The sequence below is a fragment of the Streptomyces sp. NPDC002004 genome, assembly GCF_053593975.1.
The window spans coordinates 54,216-73,052 of record NZ_JBSFDP010000019.1 but is presented as its reverse complement, the minus strand read 5'-3'; the positions used below and the strand labels follow the sequence as shown (position 1 = coordinate 73,052).

The window sequence follows — 18,837 nt, the reverse complement described above, 5'->3', positions numbered from 1 at the left end:
GCCCCGGCTCCCTCGGCTCCGCGCGGCGTCCGGATCGTCGGGCGGGGCGCCCGCCGGCTCGCCCGAGCGGGCTCGGGGCGGGCTCCCTCCCCGCGCAGTGGTGTCGGGCAAGCCCTCGGCCGACGGGGAGCACCGGGCCGGCTACGCCCGGATGAGCCGACCGCCTACCGCGGCGTGCCCCGTACGCACGTCGGCCTGCGCGGGACAGGGGTTGCCCCGAGCCGGGTCCAGCACGGCGGGCGACACGGTGGCGGCGATGCGCAACTCGATGATGTCGCGGACGGCGGGCCACTCCTCGTCCAGGATCGAGTAGAACGCGGTGCTGCGGACGGCGCCGTCGAGACCGCGCGAGTGGGCCCGGCGGATGCCCTCGCAGGTGGCGCCGAGCCGCTCGATGGCCGCGCGTGACCGCAGATTGCGGGCGTCCGCGCGGAACGAGATTCTGCGGACGCCCCAGGCCTCGAAGGCATGACGCAGCATCAGCAGCTTCGCCTCGGTGTTGATGCCGGTGCCCTGGGCGCGGGGGGCGAGCCAGGTGTTGCCGATCTCGGCGGCATCGGGCACCGCGGTGACCGGATCGCCGTACGGGACACCCGGTACGGAGGGCCAGACCATCGGGCCCTGCCAGTAGTCGAGTTCCAGGAAGCGGGTGGAGCCCACCACCCGCCCGTCCGCGGCGTTGATCACCGCGAAGGGCAGGATCCGGCCCGCCGCCTGTTCGGCGAGGGCATGGTCGATATAGCTGTGGGCCGCCTCCAGCCCGTGGGGGACGGGGGTGAAAGCGTAGGTCGTACGGTCCTCGGCGCCGGCCTCGGCCAGGGCCTCGGCATGGTGCGTGGTGAGCGGCTCCAGCCGCGCGGTGCGGCCGGTGAGAACGAGGGGTGCGGGCACAGGGCCTTCGGTCCTTCGAACAGCGGAATGGTGCCTGCCACCGGCGTTCCTGTGCGATGGCGGTGGTCCAGCATGCGTCCTATGCGCCCTTCAGTGAAGAACGGGAAGGTAAAGGAATTCGGAAGGTCGGATGACACGGGATCAAGGTCCGGGCACCCCGCGAACCGTCCGGTAACCGCAACTCTCCGTAGTCGGAATCGGTGCCGCGCCGGACCCCTGGCCGACGCCCCCTCCGGCGCCTCCGCAGGCGCGCGCCACATAGGTGTAGGGGGAAACGTGCTCGTCGGGCGGCCCTGCCGTGGCGGCCCCGGGCGACGAGGGGATCCGGCCGTGCCTCACACCGGGGGATCGATGAGGCCGCACGGGATCGACGGGCCGCTGGATCGTGACATTGGGTCACCGGACTGGAACGGCCGGTCGACATTTTGGTCCGCAGGCCGCAGATTTGGCAATGAAAGTCTAAAGGAATGCAACTATTCAGTCACGAACCTTTGTTGTAACTCCCCATTCTCCTTAGCCTGATGCGACTTTTCAGCAAGCCGCGCCTTGAAAGGCCCCCTATGGTAAGCGTTGACGAGCTCGCACCCCCGAAGGCATCCGGATCCGGATCCCTCCGCAGGGACGTGGGGCTGATAGGCCTGATGTGGGCCTCCGTCGGTTCCATCATCGGATCCGGATGGCTGTACGGAGCCCAGAAGGCCGTCGTGGTGGCAGGCCCGGCCGCAATGATCTCCTGGATCATCGGCGCGGTCGCCATCGTCCTCCTCGCACTGGTACACGCCGAGCTGGGTGGCCTCTTCCCGGTGTCCGGCGGCACGGCGCGCTACCCGCACTACGCCTTCGGCGGCCTCGCGGGCATGTCCTTCGGCTGGTTCTCCTGGCTGCAGGCGGCGACCGTGGCCCCCATCGAGGTCGAAGCCATGATCGGATACGCCGGTCACTGGAAGTGGGCCCAGGGGTTCCTCCACGCGAACGGCACCCTCACGACGTCCGGCTTCATCGTCGCCGTGTTCCTCATGGCGGTGTTCGTCGCGGTGAACTTCCTCGGAGTGAAGGTGCTGGCGCACACCAACAGCGCCGCCACCTGGTGGAAGATCGCCGTACCCCTCGGGGCGATCTTCGTCATCGCGGCGACCAACTTCCACCCGCACAACTTCACGGCCCAGGGTTTCGCGCCCTTCGGCGCCAAGGGCGTGCTCAGCGCCATCAGCACCAGCGGCATCATCTTCGCGCTGCTCGGCTTCGAGCAGGCGATCCAGCTCGCGGGCGAGAGCCGCAACCCCAAGCGTGACCTGCCGCGCGCGACGATCGGGTCGGTCCTGATCGGTGCGATCATCTACACCCTGCTCCAGGTCGTCTACATCGGTGCGCTTCCGCTGGCGTCCTTCGCCCACGGGTGGGCCAAGCTGGACTACGCGGGCATCAGCGGCCCCTGGGCCGGCCTCGCCACCGTGATCGGTCTGGGCTGGCTGGGCTGGGTCCTGTACGCGGACGCGATCGTGTCCCCGGGTGGCACCGGCCTGATCTACACCACCTCCACCTCGCGCATCTCCTACGGGCTGAGCAAGAACGGCTACGCCCCGAGGCTGTTCGAGAAGACCGACGCCCGCGGCGTGCCGTGGTTCGGCCTGATCATCTCGTTCGTGACCGGCGTGGTCTGCTTCCTGCCCTTCCCGAGCTGGCAGGAGCTGGTCTCGTTCATCACCTCGGCGAGCGTGCTGATGTACGCCGGTGCGCCGCTGGCGTTCGGGGTGTTCCGCAACCGCCTGCCCGAGCACGAGCGGCCGTACCGTCTGCCCGCCGCCGGCGTGCTCTCGCCGCTCTCCTTCGTGGTGGCGAGCCTGATCATCTACTGGTCCGGCTGGACCACCCTCCAGCGGCTCGGCTGGGCGATCGTGATCGGGTACGTCCTGCTCGGCAGCTACGCCTGGTACGCGACGAAGAAGCAGCTGCCCAACGCGCCGCGACTGGACTGGAAGGCCGCCCAGTGGCTTCCCGTGTACCTGATCGGCATGGGCATCATCGCCTGGCAGGGCGGCTTCGGCGGACAGGGCCACATTCCCCTCTGGATCGACATGGCCCTGGTCAGCGCGTTCGCCCTGGGCATCTACTTCTGGGCACGTTCCAGCGCCCTTCCGGCCGCCGCGATCAACCAGAACATCGAGGAAGTGACGGTCGTGGACGAGGGCGGTCACTGAGAAACCACCGCATCCTGCCGGTCAGGACGCGATGACCTCGGCCGTGAGCAGCCCTCCAGATGCGAGCCGTCGTTGCTGACGACGCTCGCGGGGAGGTGAACCTCGGACGACAGATGGGCCCGGCCACCGGCCGGGCCCATCTGTATGACGGGCCGAGGTGCGGCCCCCGGCCCCCGGCCGCGCACCGCGGTGGGGACGCCGGAAACGGTGAGAGTTGAAGAGTAAACTTACCTTCGGTAATGTCCTGCGTGGCCCGCCGTCGTGACCCATGGCCCTGGTCACGCACCCATTCCCCCGAGGTGTGGACCGGCCTTACGTGGCGCGCCGCAGCCTCGCCCCACATCCCCCCTTCGGGGCGGGGCTGCCCCCGCTCACCCGCAGGGATCCCCTCCGGACGGATCTCCGGTCCTGTCGCGCCCGCCCGTGCCGCGTTCCGGTGCGCCGTGATCCATGGGGGTGCGGCGGCTCCCGCCCGCGCCCGCAGTGGCGGAGACGGGTGGGTGGCGAATGGCTGGAGTTGGCTCTGTCCACCCTCGGTCCGGATCCCTACGATGCGTCATGCCACCCGGCCTTCACCACTCCTTCACAGTCATGGAGAGGTGTGCCGGTTGGTTTGGCATGCGCATGTCTGCACCCGATCCAACGCACCTGGTACGCGACGGCTCTCCGTGTCGAGCGGAAGCCGCACCCCCCACTTCACGGCGGCACACACATCTGTGCACGCCGCCGGAAGACCGACGCAACGGATGGGAGAACCATGGCAGGTGGGCTGTTGTACGGCGGTGTGCTCGCCGCACTGTTCGCCACCGCACTTCCCGCGCACGACCCGTCCTCCGGTTTCGACGACCCGCCGCCGGACAAGATCGTCATCAAGGTCGCCACGGTCAACGGCTCCGGTTGTCCGCAGGGCAGCACCGCTGTCGCGGTCTCCCCGGACAACACCGCGTTCACCGTGACCTACAGCGACTACCTCGCCCAGGTGGGCGGCAACGCCGACCCCACCGCGTTCCGCAAGAACTGCCAGCTCAACCTGATCGTGCACGTGCCGCAGGGCTTCACCTACGCCATCGCCAGCGCGGACTACCGCGGCTTCGCCTCCCTCCAGCCCGGCGCCGGCAGCACCGAGAAGGCCTCGTACTACTTCCAGGGCTCGCCCAGCACGGCCGCGATCTCGCACAACTTCAACGGCCCGTACAACGACAACTGGCAGGCCACGGACAACACGGACTGGGCCCAGCTGGTCTGGGCGCCCTGCGGTGTCGAGCGGAACTTCAACATCAACACCGAGCTCCGCGTCAACGCCGGCAGGTCCGCCCCCGGCAGCACCAGCTTCATGACCATGGACTCCACGGACGGCGACATCAGCACCGTCTACCACCTGGCCTGGAAGGAGTGCCCGAGCTCCTGACCGGCTCCTGATCCCCGCGTTCGCGGGCCCCGCGCCGGTGCGGGGCCCGCGAAACACGGCGCTCGTGCGGGACGACCGGTGCGGGTGTGCCGGGCGAGACGGTCAGGATGCGTTCAGACTTCCGATGGCAGCGTCGGGCCCATGACATACGAGACCCCTCAGACCGCGCCGGGTCGCACGCACCCGGCCCAGACATCCCCGGAGGCCCCGCGCCGCCACCCTCTGCGCTGGAACAAGGTGCCCGAAGTCACCGTGTACTTCTGGGTGATCAAGGTGCTGTGCACGACGGTGGGCGAGACCGCCGCCGACATGCTCAACGAGAATCTGGGGCTCGGCCTGACCGGAGTGTCGCTCCTGATGAGCGTGCTGCTGGCCGTGGTGCTCGTCGTCCAGTTCCGCACCGACGCCTACCGGCCGGGCGTGTACTGGCTCGCGGTGGCCCTGATCAGCGTCGTCGGCACCCTGATCAGCGACAACCTCACCGACAACATGGGTGTGCCGCTGGAGACGAGCACCACGGTGTTCGCGATCGTCCTCGCGGTCGTGTTCGTCGTCTGGTACCGCAAGGAGCGGACCCTCTCCATCCACAGCATCGACACCACGAGCCGGGAGACCTTCTACTGGCTCGCGGTCCTGTTCACCTTCGCCCTCGGCACGGCGGCCGGCGACCTGGTCGCCGAGCGCATGAACCTGGGGTACTGGGTCTCCGCGGTCCTGTTCGCCCTGGCGATCGCGGCGATCGCGGTGGCGCGCTTCGCGCTCGGTCTGGACGCGGTGTGGAGCTTCTGGATCGCGTACATCCTCACCCGCCCGCTCGGTGCCTCGGTGGGTGACTACCTGTCCCAGCCGACCGGTGACGGCGGTCTGGGGCTCGGCACCGTGGTGACCAGCGTGCTGTTCCTCGCGGTCATCCTCGGCCTCGTCGTGTACCTGTCGGTGACCCGCAAGGACGTCACCGAGCCGGAGCGGGTCAGCCGGCAGGCAGTGTGACCACGAACCTCGCCCCGGGCCCGTGCCCGCGGTCGTAGGACACCTCACCCCCGGCGGAGCGGGCCAGGCGTCGCGCCAGCGGCAGTCCGAGGCCCGCTCCTTCGTGCCCGTCGTCCGGATCGGCGCGCCGGCCCGGCTGGAAGAGCTGCTCGACGAACTCCGCCGGTACACCCGGGCCGTCGTCGGTGATGCCGACCGTCACCCCACCGGGTGCGCGGTGCGCACGAACGGTCACGCCCGCGTGGGCGTAGCGCAGGGCGTTGGTGAGAAGCGGGCTGACGATGCGTTCGAGGAGGGCGGGTGTGACACCGGCTTCGAGGTGCTCGTCGCGGTCGCCCGCGCCGATCCGGACCGTCACATGGGGTGGGACGGTCAGCCTTCCGGCCAGCGCACGCACGGTGGGCAGCACATCGGTCGTGCCCGGCACGGGGCTCGTCCTGGTGCGCGCGTCGTCCAGCAGTGTGTCGCAGATGGTGCGCATGGACCGGGCGGCCTCGGCCATCACCTCATGGCCGGCGACGGTCTCGGCCTCCGAGCGCGGCCGGGCCCGCCACCAGTCCAGTTCGGCGATGATCCGGCTGAGTGGGGTGCGCAGCTCGTGCGACAACTCCCCGGTCAGCTGCTGCTCATGGCGCAGCACGGCGTGTATGCGGTCCAGGAGCTCGTCCAACGACGCGCCGAGACGCGCGAGTTCCTCCGGACGCCCGGTGCGTCCGAAGCGGGCCTCGGACGCGACGGCGCTCCACCGGGTGGCCTGGTCGGTCATGGTGCGCACCGGATGCAGTGCACGCCGGACGGCGAGGCGCGTCAGGACGTAGGTGCAGACGAGCATCGCGGCGTCCAGGGCGAGCGAGCCCAGGAGCAGTGTGTCGGCCGAACTGCGGTACGGGGCGAGGTCCAGCGCGGTGACCACGAACGCCGCGCCCCGGTGGTCGGGCACCGGCCGCCCGCACAGCCGGACCGGGCCGTGGCCCGTGGCGGTCGTGCAGTGGGGCCTGCCGCGCGCGACGAGGGCGTCGGCGGCCCGGGTCAGAGGGCTCGCGTCGGGGGCGGACGACGGATGCTCGAGCAGCCGCGTCCCTGCGTAGATCCACACGTTCGCGTCGAGGAGTGCGTCGTTGGAGGTCTCCAGTACGCGCACCCGGGGTCCGCTGGTGTCGACGGTGGTGGCGACGGCGGCCGCGCGCGAACGCAGTTCGTTGTCCGCCTCACGCTCCAGGTGCTGCCGGACGACGGTGTTGAACACCACCGTCAGCAGCACCACCACCAGTGTCGCGGCGGTCAGCGCCACCAGGGACAGCCGGCCACGGAGGGTGCGCGGCGCCAGCCGGCTCGGCAGGAGGTTCACGACAGCCGGTGCCCGACTCCGCGGGCGGTGCCGATCGTCCGCCGGCTGCCCGCCTCGCGCAGCTTGCGGCGCAGCCTGGTCAGGTACTGGTCGAGGGTGTTGTCGCTGACCTGGGCGCCCTCGGGCCAGCCCGCCCGGACCAGTTCCCGTCTCCGTACGATCTCCCCGGATGCCGACATGAGCACGGCCAACAGCCGGAACTCCGTCGGGGTCAGGTCGACACGCGTGCCGTGGACGCTGACAGTGTGCTGCACGGCGTCGAGGGCCAGGTCCCCTGCCGTCACCGCGGGGCCGGGGCCGGCGCGTTTGATCGCCGCCCGCAGCCGTGCGGCGAGTTCGGCCAGATGGAACGGCTTGGGCAGATAGTCGTCGCCTCCGGCGGAGAATCCGGACAGCCGGTCGGTCAGACGGTGATGGGCGGTGAGGAAGATGACCGGAGCGAGGAAGCCGTTCGCCCTGAACGCCTGGCATACGTCACGCCCGTCCGCGTCGGGCAGCCCGATGTCGAGCACGGCGGCGGAGAAGCCGTCACCGGCCAGACGCAGGGCACTGGCCCCGTCCGGCGCCGGCACGGTGTCGTAGCCCTCGTCCCGCAGTCCGCGCAGCAGCACGTCGCGCAGGGCGTGGTCGTCCTCGACCACGAGGATCTTGTGGTGCATGGCGCTACCCCGTCCTTCCGACCGTGTGGGTCGTTCCCGAGCCGAACCCGTGGGGCACCCACCGGGACACGGCACTCAGGCACAGTCCCAGCCATCCCAGGGCGAACAGCCAGCCGCCGATGACATCGGTGGCCCAGTGCACCCCCAGGTAGGCGCGGGTGAGTCCGACCGCCGCGGCCCAGCAGCCGACGGCGACGCAGAGCACGCCCCTTGCGCGTGGGGCCCGCAGGCATATCGCGGTGATCAGCAGTCCGGCGGTCACGGCTGCCGTGGTGGTGTGGCCCGAGGGGAATGCCCACCCCGAGGCATGTGTCTGCCAGTCCGCCGGGGGAGGCCGATGCCGGGCGACGAGTTCCATCACGCCCTGCCTGAGGGCCTGACCCACCGCGAGGCAGACGACAGCGAGTACGGCGGCGGTCAGCCGCTGCCGTGCGCTGCGCCCGGCGACGATCCCGGCCGACGCCACCAGCGCATACGGAACGACACCGGTGCCAGTGGCGGTGAGCGCGCGTGTCAGAGCCACCGCCGCGCCCGGCCGGTGTCCGACGGACCAGGCAAGAACGCCCTGGTCCAGGCCCGCCGGGGCCCCGCCGCCGCTCGCGATCACAACGGCCAGCAGACCGAACACCGCCGCGGCAGCGAGTCCGGCGCCGCAGGCCCGGGCGGCGAATCCCGTGCGCGACACGAAGTGTGCGGCCATCGCCGCCGGCCCCCTTTCGTCGGAACTCACGGTCGCGCCGCAGTGGCGGCCCGGCTGACTACAGATGTGTAGACGGTCTACAGCACTGTAGACGATGGAGGAGTGGGGATCGTTCCCATGGCCGCCGGTGGCGCTCCCGCGTGTCGGCGGAGCGTGGACCGGGGCGGCGGGCGGCCGGCAGGAAGCGGCGCGCCCGCCACAGTCTCGGTGAGCCCCCGTACCGCGGCGCCACGGAGGATCGCGCCGCGGAGTGGGGGCCGGGCAGGCAGACGGCCGGGCAAGCTTGCGGTCAGGAGAGCAAGCGGCTGGGCGGGACTGCGGTCGGGAGAGCCGACGCCGGGCAGGCAGGCAGGCGGCCAGGAGTACGGGCGGTCGGGAGAGCAGACGGCTCAGGAGGACCGGCTGCTCAGAGAGCAGACGGCTCAGGAGAATCGACGGCTCAGGAGAGCAGACGCTGTTCCTTCGCCACCGCGACCGCGCCCGCCCGTGTGTCGACGTCGAGCTTGGGGTAGATGCGGCCGAGATGGGTCTTGACGGTGGCCTCGCTGATGAACAGGGCCCGGGCGATGTCGCGGTTGCCGAGTCCGCGGGCGAGCTGGCCGAGGATGTCGCGCTCGCGGTCCGTCAGCGTCGGCCGAGGACTGCGCATACGGGCCATGACACGTCCGGCGACCGGAGCCGAGAGCGCCGTGCGACCGCGCGCCGCGTCCCGGATCGCGGCGAAGAGCTCCTCCGGCCGCTCCGCCTTCAGCAGATATCCGGTGGCGCCGGCCTCGATGGCGCGGGTGATGTCGGCGTCGGTGTCATAGGTGGTGAGGACGAGTACATGTGCCGTTCCGGAACGGGAGATCCGCCGGGTCGCCTCGACGCCGTCGATGCCCTCGCCGAGCTGCAGATCCATCAGCACCACATCCGGTGTGTGCTTCGCGGCCAGCGCGACGGCTTCCTCGCCGCTGCCGGCCTCGCCGACGACCTCGATGCCGGGTGCACTGCTGAGCAGGGCGCGCAGTCCGGCCCGTACGACGGCGTGGTCGTCGCACAGCACGAGCCGCACGGGCGTTTCGGTCACCGGTCCTCCAGGGGAAGCGCGGCCGACAGGACGGTGCCCTCGCCCGGTGCCGACTCGACGGTCAGCGTGCCGCCGAGGGCCTGGAGGCGGGCGCGGATCGCGGGCAGGCCGTGGCCGCGCAGCCCCTGCTCCGGTGCGGGCAGCGCCTCCGGCCGGAAGCCGCGGCCGTCGTCGGCGACGTCCAGCACGACCCGGTCGTCCAGGCAGGTCAGCGTGAGCACGGCCGTGGTCGCGTCGGCGTGCTCGCGCACATTGGCAAGAGCGCTCTGGGCGATCCGCAGCAGCGCGGACTCGGTCCGGCCCGGGAGCGCCATCGGGACACCTTCCGCATGGAAGCGCACGGTGAGGTCCTGCCCGGACTCCCGCGCGGCCAGAGCCCGCAGGGCCGCCGGAAGACCGCCGCCGTCGGCCAGATCGGCGGGCGTCAGGTCGTGCACGAAGCGGCGGGCCTCGGCGAGATTGCGCTCCGTCACGGCCTCCGCCGTCCGCACATGGGTGCGCGCCGTCCCGGGGTCCGTGTCCCAGGTCCGCTCTGCGGCCTGGAGCAGCATCTGCTGACTCGACAGGCCCTGGGCGAGGGTGTCGTGGATCTCCATGGACAGCCGCTGCCGCTCGGCCAGCGTGCCCTCGCGGCGCTCCGTGGCGGCGAGCTCGCGGCGGGTGCGCAGCAGGTCCGCGATCAGGGTGCGCTGCCGGGCGGCCTGTCGCTCCATATGGAGGAAGACCGCCGTCGCGACGGCGGCCACGGCGGGCGGCGCGAGCAGCAGCGTCGGGTCGAAGCGTCCCGCCAGCTCCAGCTGCGCGGCGACGACGAACGCGGTGAGCAGTGCGACGAGCACCAGCGCCGCCCGCTCGGGAAGCGTCCGCAGCCCCCGGTAGAAGAGGGGTACCGCACACCACGCAAAACTCGGCGCGAGCACCACGAGCACGATCCACACCGTCACGACGGTCCCCAGCCACAGCGGCCGCCGGGCGGTGGGCCGTGTGCCGAGGGCGTACAGCAGCGCCAGCACGACGGACAGGGCCACGATCCAGGGGGTGCGCGGCTCGCCGGGGTGCCTCAGCAGGAACCGCGCCAGCGACGCGGCGAGCAGCAGGACGAAGGCCGCATGCATGACGGCGCCGAGCCGACGTGCGTCCGGATCCGGGTCCGGACCGGCGGACTGCGCTACGTCCGTCACGGCAGACGACCTCCACTTCCGGGCGCTTGTGAGCTGTGAGAACACCTTCATTGTGGCCCGGTGGGGCGGGGGCGCGGTCATCCGATCGGTTGACCCCGCCGTCACCCGGACCGCGCGGCGGACGCAGCCGGTACGGCGACGAGGAGGACCCGGCACCGGCCGGAGGATCGATGAGGCAAGCGTCGGACGACCACGTCACGACCCACCACAACTCTCCCGGGAGCCATGATCATGAAGTCCCAGTCGCGCCGTACGACGTCCCTGTCGCGCAGGACCCGCCTCGTGGCCGGCGGGGCCGTCCTCGCCGCGGTGGCCGCGGGCACCTTCGACGCCGTCTCCGCGAGCGCCGACGTCACGCCCGCCGCTCACGCCACGTCCGCGGCGGGTTCCGCCGCACCGGACGCCGGCGGCCACGACCTGCGCCGGTCCACGCATCTGACCGTCGCGGCCGCGACCAGGGCCGCGCAGGCCGCGCTCGCCGCCGCGGCGAAGGAGCACCAGCATGTGTCGGTCGCGGTGGTCGACCGTGACGGCACCACCGTGGTGACGCTGCGCGGTGACGGCGCGGGGCCGCAGTCGTACACGTCCGCAGAGAGGAAGGCGTTCACCGCGGTCTCCTGGAACGCCCCCACCTCCGAGTTGGCCGTGCATCTGGCCCGGACCCCGAACCTGAAGGACATCCCCGGCACCCTCTTCCTCGCCGGCGGAACACCCGTCACGGCCGAGGGGGCACCCGTCGCGGGCATCGGCGTCGCGGGCGCGCCGAGTGGTGACCTCGACGAGAAGTACGCCCGCGCGGGCGCCGCCCTCGCCCGGTGAGCGCGTCAGCACAAGGGTGAGCCGTGGGCGTCGCGTCGCCCCGGGGGGGGCGTCGACCGTCCTACCCCCGCGCAGGATAAAGGCCTTGGCGTCACCGACTGTGATCACATACGCTGCGCCCGATCATCGGGCGGGGACGTACACAACGGAATCCGGGGGACGCGCATGGCGCGCATGGGGCCGAGACGGCTGTGGACCACGGTGCTGGGGCTCGGCGGGGGGATCTTCCTCGTGGGTGCGAGCGCACTGCGGGCGGACACCCAGCTGACCGGCGTGGCAGGCGAGTTCCGCGCCGAGCACTGCGAGGTCTCGAAGTCCCGGCACGGGGACGACGGCTGGATGTGCAGCGGCACCTTCCGGGCCGACGGCGACGGCTTCCGTATTGCCCGCGTCGAGGTGGACACGGTGTTCGACAAGCGGCCCACCGGTCCGGTCGCCGTACGGGTGGACGGACCGTCGTCGACCACCGCCGTGCAGGACGACGCCGGCGGCTGGCTGGTGCCGGGTGGTACCGGCCTGCTGTGCCTCGGCGTGGCCGGCTGGAACATCCGATCCGCAGTCAAAAGGCCCCGCGAGGCATGAGCCGCACGAGTCCTCCGGGTCCCGGCAGCGGTAGCGCTCTACGGTTGCCCGAGTCCCGGCAGCGGTAGGGCCCTTCGGGTTGCCCGAGCCCCGGCAGCCGGCAGGCAGGACGGGCTCCCGCGGCCCGGGCGGCAGTGGGCCACGCCGGACGCCCGAGTTCCGGGCGGCATGGGCCACATCGGCTGATCGGAGTCCGCGGCTGCGCTGGGACCCGCCGGCTTCCGGCGCTCCGCGACCGTCATGGGGCGCACCTGCGGACGAAGGCCCCGTACCCCCCTCAGCGGGGTACGGGGCCTTCTGCGCGATGTGCCGCGGCCTCAGCGGTGAAAGGCGTCCTTGGCCTTCTCCTTCGCCTGCCGCAGATCGCCCTTGGCCTGTTCGGCACGACCCTCGGCGGTCAGCCGTTCGTTGCCCACGGCGCGGCCGGCGGTCTCCTTGAGCTTGCCCTCGGCCTGCTCCATCTTGGCCTGTGCCTTCTGTTCGCTGTTCATGACGCTCGCCTCCGGGAAATCGACAACCGGTGTGCCGACCCGGATAACCGCAACACCCCCTCATAAACACATGGATCCGCGCGGGCGGGTCCATTCGGTTCGATCTCGCCATCGGAGGTGTGACGGCAGAAGGCGGGGGCACACGGCGGATCGGAGGTTGATAACTATGGTTCCCCTGCTTGTCGTTCTGCTCCTCGCCCTTCTCCTTTTCGGCGCCGGCTTCGCGCTCAAGGCCCTGTGGTGGATAGCCGCCATCGTCCTGGTGGTGTGGCTGGTCGGCTTCGTCGTGCGCCCCGCAAGTCCGGGCCGGACCCGCGGTCGCTGGTACCGCTGGTGACCACGGCCCATGGCGCCCCGGCCGGGGCCGTTTTCCGGGCCTTCCCGGCGCACCCGGAAGTGCTTTCACCCACACGGCGGGAACGCGCACACACGCGCAGGCGGCCCCGGGCTGCGCAGGTGCATTCCGTCCGCCGGCTGGCGCGGGTACCCGCGCAACGATGCCGCTTGTGAATCGCGGCACGGTGCGTGCGCGGCATACGAGGCGCGATGGCCGCGAGCGGCGTGGCGGCGACGACGGCCACGCACGCGTCGGTGATCCGGGGCGGTCGAGGGAAATTCGGGAATACGCGCCCTGCCCTTCTGTCGAGTCGGCTCTGCCGAGCCGGCGCCTTTCTCCGAGTACCGGAATTGCGCCGGTTCCTGCCGCACCACCGATGACCCCGCATCCGCGCAAGCCGTCGCGCAACAACCCTTTCTTCGAGGAGGACTGATGTCCGAGTACATGTGGGCCTACATACCGACCAGTGGCCATACCCCGGACGACGATCTGACCGGTTACGGCGTCGAGGCGACGGACGGTCACATCGGCAAGGTCGACAAGCACTCCAGCGAAGTCGGCTCGCAGTACATCGTCGTCGACACCGGTGTGTGGATCTTCGGCAAGGAGGTGATGCTGCCGGCCGGCACCGTCACCAGCATCGACCACGAAAACCGGTTGATCTTCGTCGCGCGCACGAAGGACGAGATCAAGGCCGCTCCGGAGTTCGACAAGGAAACACACCTCGGCGACCCGGCCTACCGCGACCAGTTGGGCGGCCACTACGGCTCGGGCCACTGAGCCGCACCGGACCGCTGGGCACGCCCTTGTCCCCCGGGGGCGTGCCCAGCAGTGCTGTGCCCGGCGGCCGTTCCTGGCGTACCCGGCGCGGAGTCGAGTGGGTCTCAGCCGCGGTGGTGCCGGCGGAGTGGACCCGGCGGGCACTGTGCCGCGCCCACCGGCCCGGCGGGAAGTCCTGTCGTGGCGGCGGCGAACGGAGGGCCTGACCGGTCGGCCTTCGGCGGGATCATCGCGGCTCACCGGAAGCGGAGCGAGGCGCAACGGTCAACGGACTCCTCACGGCGGATAGTTGATCGTTCTGTCATGTTCACCCTCAAGTAGTAGGCCTGTTCCTTCCTGAGGATGATGAGCCGTCAGTGACCAGGGTGATTGCCTTGTCCGGTCCTGGGTCGAAATCCAACAGACCCGGGCGTCCCCGGCACGGAAAGGACCGACGCCCCGCGATGATCCCCGCGACCGTCAGAACGGCCACCGCCGTCAGCAGCCTCGCCCTGATAACGGCTCTACTCCCTTCAGCGGCCATGGCCGCTTCCGGATCCGCACCGGCATCGGCGGCCAGCAGCGCCGACGGCCTCCGGCAGGTCCGTGTCCGTACGTCCCTGACGGGCACGCACACGTGGTACCAGCAGACCTATCGTGGACTTCCCGTCGTGGACGGCTACGTGGCGCGCCACGCCTCCCCGACCGGCAAGGTCTCGGTCGACGACGGCCGCAGGAAGGTGCCCGCCACCCTGTCGACCACCGCGCGGGTGACCGCGGCCCAGGCCCGCTCGCAGGGCGTGCGCGCCGCCGCCAGGCTCGCGCCGGACAGCGGTGGCCGCGGCAAGCGCGCGGCCGGTCAGGACACGCGCGGCATCACGGTGACCAGCACCCGGCTCGCCGTGCAGGGCGGTGCCTCACCGAAGCTGGTGTGGCAGGTCGTCACCCGCGGCGCGGCGGGCAGCGTCCGCACCCTGGTGGACGCGCGCGCCGGCGGCACCGTCGCGGTGAAGCAGCTCGCGGACCACGCGCACGCGGTGAACTCGCGCGGGACCGGACTGGTCTTCGACCCCAACCCCGTCGTGGCCCTCGGCGACCAGACCCTTGCCGACCGGGACGACAAGGACTACCGCGCACTCGCCAAGGCGTACCGCAAGGTGCGACTGACCGACTTCACGGAGAAGGGGGTCCTGGAGGGCAAGTGGGCCCGCAACCTGAGCCTCGACCCGGTCTCCAACCGCCGGCACACCTTCTCCTTCCACCGTGACAAGGCCGGCTTCGAGCAGGTGTCCGCCTACTACGCGATCACCAAGGCCCAGCGCTACTTCCGGGACCTGGGGATCAAGGACGCCAACGCCGAGCCGCAGAAGTACGCCGCCGACGCCATCCCCGACGACAACTCCTTCTACGACCCCGAGACCGACCAGATCTCCTTCGGTACCGGTGGTGTCGACGACGCCGAGGACCTCGAGGTCGTGTGGCACGAGTACGGCCACGCCGTCCAGGACGACCAGTCCCCGGGCTTCGGCGCCACCGAGGAGGCCGGGGCCATCGGTGAGGGATTCGGCGACTACCTCGCCGTCACCATGTCGCTTCCCACCGGCCGGCACTACGACCCGGCCTGCGTGATGGACTGGGACGCCACTGCCTACACGGACGCGCCGCACTGCCTGCGGCGCACGGACACCAAGAAGACCGTCGCCGACAAGACCGGAGAGGTCCACGACGACGGCGAGATCTGGTCGGCGGCGCTCTGGCAGATCAACCTCGCCCTGGGCCGGACCAAGGCCGACCGGACCATCCTGGAGTCGCAGTTCTACTACCGGCCCGACACCAGCTTCACCCAGGCCGCCCAGGACGTCGTCCACACCGCCCGGGCCCTCTACGGCCGGTCCGCCGCCGACAAGGTGACGAAGATCTTCACCGCCCGCGGCATCCTGCCCGGCTGAGTCCCACCCCCCCTCGTGACCCGCTGACACCGTTCCCCGCTCCCGTCGAGCGGTGCGCCGGAGCGCAGGACCGCTCCGTGCGCGCCCTCGGCGCGCGGGGAGCGAGGACGCCCCTGCGGCCGCCGCAGCACTGGCGCTTCGTCGGACAAGGCCACCCTCGGGAATCGTGACGGCCCGTCGCCGACCGCGGCGGGCCGTTGCCTTGCCCGGGCCGTGTCCGGTGCGTCGGGTCCGGCCCTCGAAGGACCGGCCCGGCCACCGGCGGACGTTCTCCGGGCCCGGAGTGCACATGGGACGGCGGCTCCCCGGGTACCCGGCTCTGCCTGAGGCAGTGAAACTACGCCGGCACCGCGAGCCCCGATCACGCGCACACGGGCGCGCGATGCCGGCGGAACCGACGAGAGGAGCAGCCTTCATGGCTGACGTGAGCCGGTTGCCGGGCCCCTTCGACCACTACTGGAACTGGCAGATGCACGCCAGCTGCCGGGGCCTGGACAGCACCCTGTTCTTCCACCCGGCGGACGAACGCGGCGAGGATCACGCCCAGCGGGTACAGCGGGCCAAACGCATATGCCTCGGGTGCCCGGTGCGCGTCCAGTGCCTGGAACACGCCCTGAAGGCACGTGAGATGTACGGCGTGTGGGGCGGCCTGACCGAACGCGAGCGCCGCAGTCTGCTGTCCTCACGTTCGACGGCGAGGCGTCACGCGCGCGCATCGTGACGTGCCCGACCGACCCCCGCACACCGTCGGACTCCGCGCCGGCCACGGGGCGGCCGGGCCGGACGCGAGCGAGGCCCCGGCGAGGTCACCCGTCGTCCGCGCCGAGCCGCTTCCCGGCCGCGACCGCGCCAGGAGGTCTGCGGGGTGGCCGCCCTGGCCGTGGCCGGCCGCTCCGGAGGGGGAGCTATCCACGCGTCCGCCTCACGCACTCGGCCACCAGGTCCCGCAGACTTCCCGTGCTCCGCAGCAGTTCCCGCTGCACCCGCGCGCCGGTGCCCTCCCTGAGCAGAGCGTCCAGTGCCGTCCGGGCCGTCCCGGTGTCCCCGCTGTCGTCCAGCGCGTCCCGTACGTGGTCGAAGAGCGCCCGCACCACGTCCTCCGCGGGCGCGGGGCGCATGGTCCGTGGGTCCACCAGACGATCCTCCAGGCCGTACCGGCCCGCGCGCCACGAGGCGAGCCGCAGGATGCTCACGCTCGTCGGGGGAGGCGGTAGCCCGGCCTGCCACTGCCTGGCCGCCGTGCCGACGAGCGCCCGCACCAGGGTGGCCAGCAGCACGGTCGTGGACGGGGTGAGGCACACATCCGCAGCCCGTACCTCGACGGTCGGATAGCGGTGCGAGAGGCGCGCGTCGAAGTAGACCATCCCCTCGTCGCGGATCACTCCGGTGCCGATCATGTCGCGCACCCGTTCCCGGTACCGGTCGGCGGATCCGAAGAGCTCCGTCGGGCCGGCCGACGGCCAGCGGTTCCAGACCTGACTCCGGTAGCTGCTGTAGTCGGTGTCCTGGCCCTGCCAGAACGGGGAGTTCGCGCTGAGCGCGAGCAGGACCGGCAGCCAGATCCTGATCCGGTCCAGGACGGCTGTCCCCTCCTCGGCCGACTCCACCGACACATGCACATGGCAGCCGCCGGTCAGCGCCTCCTGCACGGTGGTGCCGAAGTGCTCGCCCAGCCACCGGTACCTCTTCCCGAAGCCCACCGCAGGGCTCACCGGGAGCGGGGAGGTGGCAAGCGCCACCGCGGAGGCACCCACCTCCCCGGCGAGACGCGCGGCCTCCGCCCGGCACCGGGCGATCTCCTCCGCGAGCTCGTCCATCGCCACCCGCGGGCGGGTGGCGAACTCCAGTTGCTGGCGCTGGAGCTCCGCCTCGAAGGCGTCGTCGCCCCCGGTGGACTCCCGCGAGGCCAGGGCGAGCACGGCCGCCGACAGGGCACGCGGCTCGCCGGTCCCCGTATCCACCAGAAGGAGCTCTTCCTCGACACCCACACTGCGCACGGGCGACTGCCTTTCCGCGGCCGCCGCGCCGCTGCGGATTCCCTATGGGGAGACCTTGTCGCGAAACCACCGGCGACCGTACGGGCGCCTGGGCCGAATGGCGGACACCGGGCAGGGCGGCACCCGGGAGGAGCCCGAATGCGTCCGGCAGCCGCCGCAGCCGCTCGTACGCAGCGGCGCCACGGCACGGGAGCCGCTGGACGCACTCCGGCGCAGTGACACGGCACGCCGTGCGACCGGTCCGGGTGGGCCCGGCTCTTAGGGTGCGGCTATGCCTCACAGAAGCACTCGCCCCGCCGGGGGGCGTACGGCCCCGCAGGAGGGCGAAGCGTGGTGGCGCGAAGCCCTGCGCCAGGGGTGGGTGTGGTGGCTGCCGGTGGTGGCGGTGGTCGCGGACGTCGTGGCGGACCTGGTCATCCACGGCAAGGAGCCCCTGAGCTTTCTGCTGATCGCCGTGCCGCCGCTGGCCGCCGCCACACGTGGCCCCCGGAGCACGGCGCGGTGGACGGTGCTGTGCCTGGGGCTGCAGCTGTGGATGGCCTCCCGGCGTCCCGGCCATTTCGCCGAGCAGCACCATGTCGTGCTGTACGTGTCCACGCTGCTCATCGGTATCGCCAGCACGGTGCAGGCGTGGCAGCGGGAGCGGACGCAACGCAATCTGATCCTGGCCCACTCGGTGGCCGAGGCCATGCAGCAGGCCCTCCTGCGACCCGTGCCGAGCCGGCTCGGACGGGTGCGGGCGGCCGGTTTCTACGCGGCAGGGGAGGGCGGAACCCTCGTAGGCGGGGATCTGTACGACGTGGCCGCGACACCGTTCGGTGTACGCGTGATCGTCGGCGACGTACGGGGCAAGGGCCTGGACGCGGTGCAGACGGTGGCCGCGGTGCTCGGCAGTTTCCGGGTGTCCGCGCACGAGTGGCAGAGCCTCAGCCGTCTTGCCGAGCGGCTGGAACTGAGCATCACCCGCAACAGTCCGTCCGGCCGGGCCGGAGACCCGGAGCTGTTCGTGACCGCCCTGGTGCTGGAGATCCCCGAAACGGGTGACGAGATCCGCATCGTCGACCGCGGACATCCGCCCCCGGTCGTCGTCGGCCCCAAAGGAGCCAGACAACTGACCACCTCGCCCTCCCTGCCCCTGGGGCTGGGAGCGCTGTCCCCGGACGGTGCCGAGCCCACAATCCACGGTCTGCGTCCCGGTGAGGTGCTCGTCGTGCACACCGACGGGCTGAGCGAGGCCCGTGACGCGGACGGCGTCTTCTATCCACTCCTGGACCGTCTCGCCGAGCGGTTCGGGGGCCACGGCCCGCCGGAGCCCGAGACGGTGGTGTCCTACCTCCGGGCGGACGTGGAGGACTGGTCGGCGGACCTGGACAAGGACGACCTGGCACTCCTCGCCATCACACTGACCCGGCATCCGTGACCCGGCCCGCACCCGCACACCACCCCACGCGGCCCGGCC

General features: G+C 71.5%; 18 protein-coding genes. 10 read left to right on the top strand and 8 right to left on the bottom strand.

Features of this window, described 5'->3' with window-relative positions; translation table 11 throughout:
• Window positions 1-141 precede the first annotated feature (141 nt).
• Entirely contained in the window at window positions 142-891 is a 750-nt protein-coding gene (locus ACWCP6_RS24805; protein ID WP_450934730.1) for a GNAT family N-acetyltransferase, read from the bottom strand.
• Window positions 892-1,451: 560 nt separating this feature from the next.
• Between ACWCP6_RS24805 and ACWCP6_RS24800 the strand changes: the two genes are divergently transcribed.
• From ACWCP6_RS24800 to ACWCP6_RS24790, 3 genes are all read left to right on the top strand, one after another.
• On the top strand, window positions 1,452-3,089 hold the full coding sequence (locus ACWCP6_RS24800) for an APC family permease (protein ID WP_450934729.1): 1,638 nt from the start codon (window positions 1,452-1,454) through the stop codon (window positions 3,087-3,089).
• A 757-nt stretch (window positions 3,090-3,846) separates the two neighbouring features.
• Window positions 3,847-4,497, top strand: a complete 651-nt coding sequence (locus tag ACWCP6_RS24795; RefSeq protein WP_450934728.1) for a DUF4360 domain-containing protein — start codon at window positions 3,847-3,849, stop codon at window positions 4,495-4,497.
• Window positions 4,498-4,638: 141 nt separating this feature from the next.
• Window positions 4,639-5,487 (top strand): COG4705 family protein, encoded by an 849-nt coding sequence (locus ACWCP6_RS24790; RefSeq protein WP_450934727.1) that lies wholly within the window; start codon window positions 4,639-4,641, stop codon window positions 5,485-5,487.
• Here the strand turns inward: ACWCP6_RS24790 and ACWCP6_RS24785 are convergent.
• The 5 genes from ACWCP6_RS24785 to ACWCP6_RS24765 all read right to left on the bottom strand — a co-directional run bounded on the left by ACWCP6_RS24785 (window position 5,468) and on the right by ACWCP6_RS24765 (window position 10,378).
• A complete protein-coding gene (locus ACWCP6_RS24785) occupies window positions 5,468-6,835 on the bottom strand; it encodes a sensor histidine kinase (RefSeq protein WP_450934726.1) in 1,368 nt (455 codons plus the stop codon). The two genes, ACWCP6_RS24790 and ACWCP6_RS24785, sit on opposite strands and share 20 nt — an antisense overlap.
• Window positions 6,832-7,494: a response regulator transcription factor gene (locus tag ACWCP6_RS24780; RefSeq protein WP_450934725.1), complete on the bottom strand. Its 663-nt coding sequence runs from the start codon at window positions 7,492-7,494 to the stop codon at window positions 6,832-6,834. Before ACWCP6_RS24780 ends, ACWCP6_RS24785 begins: the two co-directional genes overlap by 4 nt.
• Before the next feature lie 4 nt (window positions 7,495-7,498).
• A complete protein-coding gene (locus ACWCP6_RS24775; protein ID WP_450934783.1) occupies window positions 7,499-8,179 on the bottom strand; it encodes a phosphatase PAP2 family protein in 681 nt (226 codons plus the stop codon).
• Between the two features lie 454 nt (window positions 8,180-8,633).
• A complete protein-coding gene (locus tag ACWCP6_RS24770; protein WP_450934724.1) occupies window positions 8,634-9,263 on the bottom strand; it encodes a response regulator in 630 nt (209 codons plus the stop codon).
• Entirely contained in the window at window positions 9,260-10,378 is a 1,119-nt protein-coding gene (locus ACWCP6_RS24765) for a sensor histidine kinase (protein WP_450934782.1), read from the bottom strand. The genes ACWCP6_RS24770 and ACWCP6_RS24765 overlap by 4 nt, the downstream gene beginning before the upstream one ends.
• A gap of 297 nt (window positions 10,379-10,675) precedes the next feature.
• On the opposite strand from ACWCP6_RS24765, the gene ACWCP6_RS24760 reads away from it, so the two are divergent.
• On the top strand, window positions 10,676-11,263 hold the full coding sequence (locus ACWCP6_RS24760; protein WP_450934723.1) for a GlcG/HbpS family heme-binding protein: 588 nt from the start codon (window positions 10,676-10,678) through the stop codon (window positions 11,261-11,263).
• Between the two features lie 165 nt (window positions 11,264-11,428).
• Window positions 11,429-11,845, top strand: coding sequence for a hypothetical protein (locus ACWCP6_RS24755; RefSeq protein ID WP_450934722.1), 417 nt, complete (start codon window positions 11,429-11,431; stop codon window positions 11,843-11,845).
• Between the two features lie 317 nt (window positions 11,846-12,162).
• Here the strand turns inward: ACWCP6_RS24755 and ACWCP6_RS24750 are convergent, their stop codons facing one another.
• Window positions 12,163-12,336, bottom strand: coding sequence for a CsbD family protein (locus tag ACWCP6_RS24750; protein ID WP_450934721.1), 174 nt, complete (start codon window positions 12,334-12,336; stop codon window positions 12,163-12,165).
• Window positions 12,337-12,502: 166 nt separating this feature from the next.
• Between ACWCP6_RS24750 and ACWCP6_RS24745 the strand changes: the two genes are divergently transcribed.
• The 4 genes from ACWCP6_RS24745 (at window position 12,503) to ACWCP6_RS24730 (ending at window position 16,102) form a co-directional block, all read left to right on the top strand.
• Window positions 12,503-12,673 carry a hydrophobic protein gene (locus ACWCP6_RS24745; protein WP_450934720.1) on the top strand — a complete coding sequence of 57 codons (171 nt, stop codon included), beginning with the start codon at window positions 12,503-12,505 and terminating at the stop codon, window positions 12,671-12,673.
• Window positions 12,674-13,105: 432 nt separating this feature from the next.
• The gene (locus ACWCP6_RS24740) at window positions 13,106-13,453 is read left to right on the top strand and encodes a PRC-barrel domain containing protein (protein ID WP_450934719.1); all 348 of its coding nucleotides are present in this window, start codon (window positions 13,106-13,108) and stop codon (window positions 13,451-13,453) included.
• Between the two features lie 521 nt (window positions 13,454-13,974).
• Window positions 13,975-15,381, top strand: coding sequence for a M36 family metallopeptidase (locus ACWCP6_RS24735; RefSeq protein ID WP_450934718.1), 1,407 nt, complete (start codon window positions 13,975-13,977; stop codon window positions 15,379-15,381).
• Between the two features lie 415 nt (window positions 15,382-15,796).
• A complete protein-coding gene (locus tag ACWCP6_RS24730) occupies window positions 15,797-16,102 on the top strand; it encodes a WhiB family transcriptional regulator (protein WP_450934717.1) in 306 nt (101 codons plus the stop codon).
• A 184-nt stretch (window positions 16,103-16,286) separates the two neighbouring features.
• Here the strand turns inward: ACWCP6_RS24730 and ACWCP6_RS24725 are convergent, their stop codons facing one another.
• A complete protein-coding gene (locus ACWCP6_RS24725; RefSeq protein ID WP_450934716.1) occupies window positions 16,287-17,378 on the bottom strand; it encodes a glutamate--cysteine ligase 2 in 1,092 nt (363 codons plus the stop codon).
• A gap of 271 nt (window positions 17,379-17,649) precedes the next feature.
• Here ACWCP6_RS24725 and ACWCP6_RS24720 point away from each other — a divergent pair, with 271 nt between their 5' ends.
• The gene (locus ACWCP6_RS24720; protein ID WP_450934715.1) at window positions 17,650-18,798 is read left to right on the top strand and encodes a PP2C family protein-serine/threonine phosphatase; all 1,149 of its coding nucleotides are present in this window, start codon (window positions 17,650-17,652) and stop codon (window positions 18,796-18,798) included.
• The last annotated feature ends 39 nt before the right edge of the window (window positions 18,799-18,837 follow it).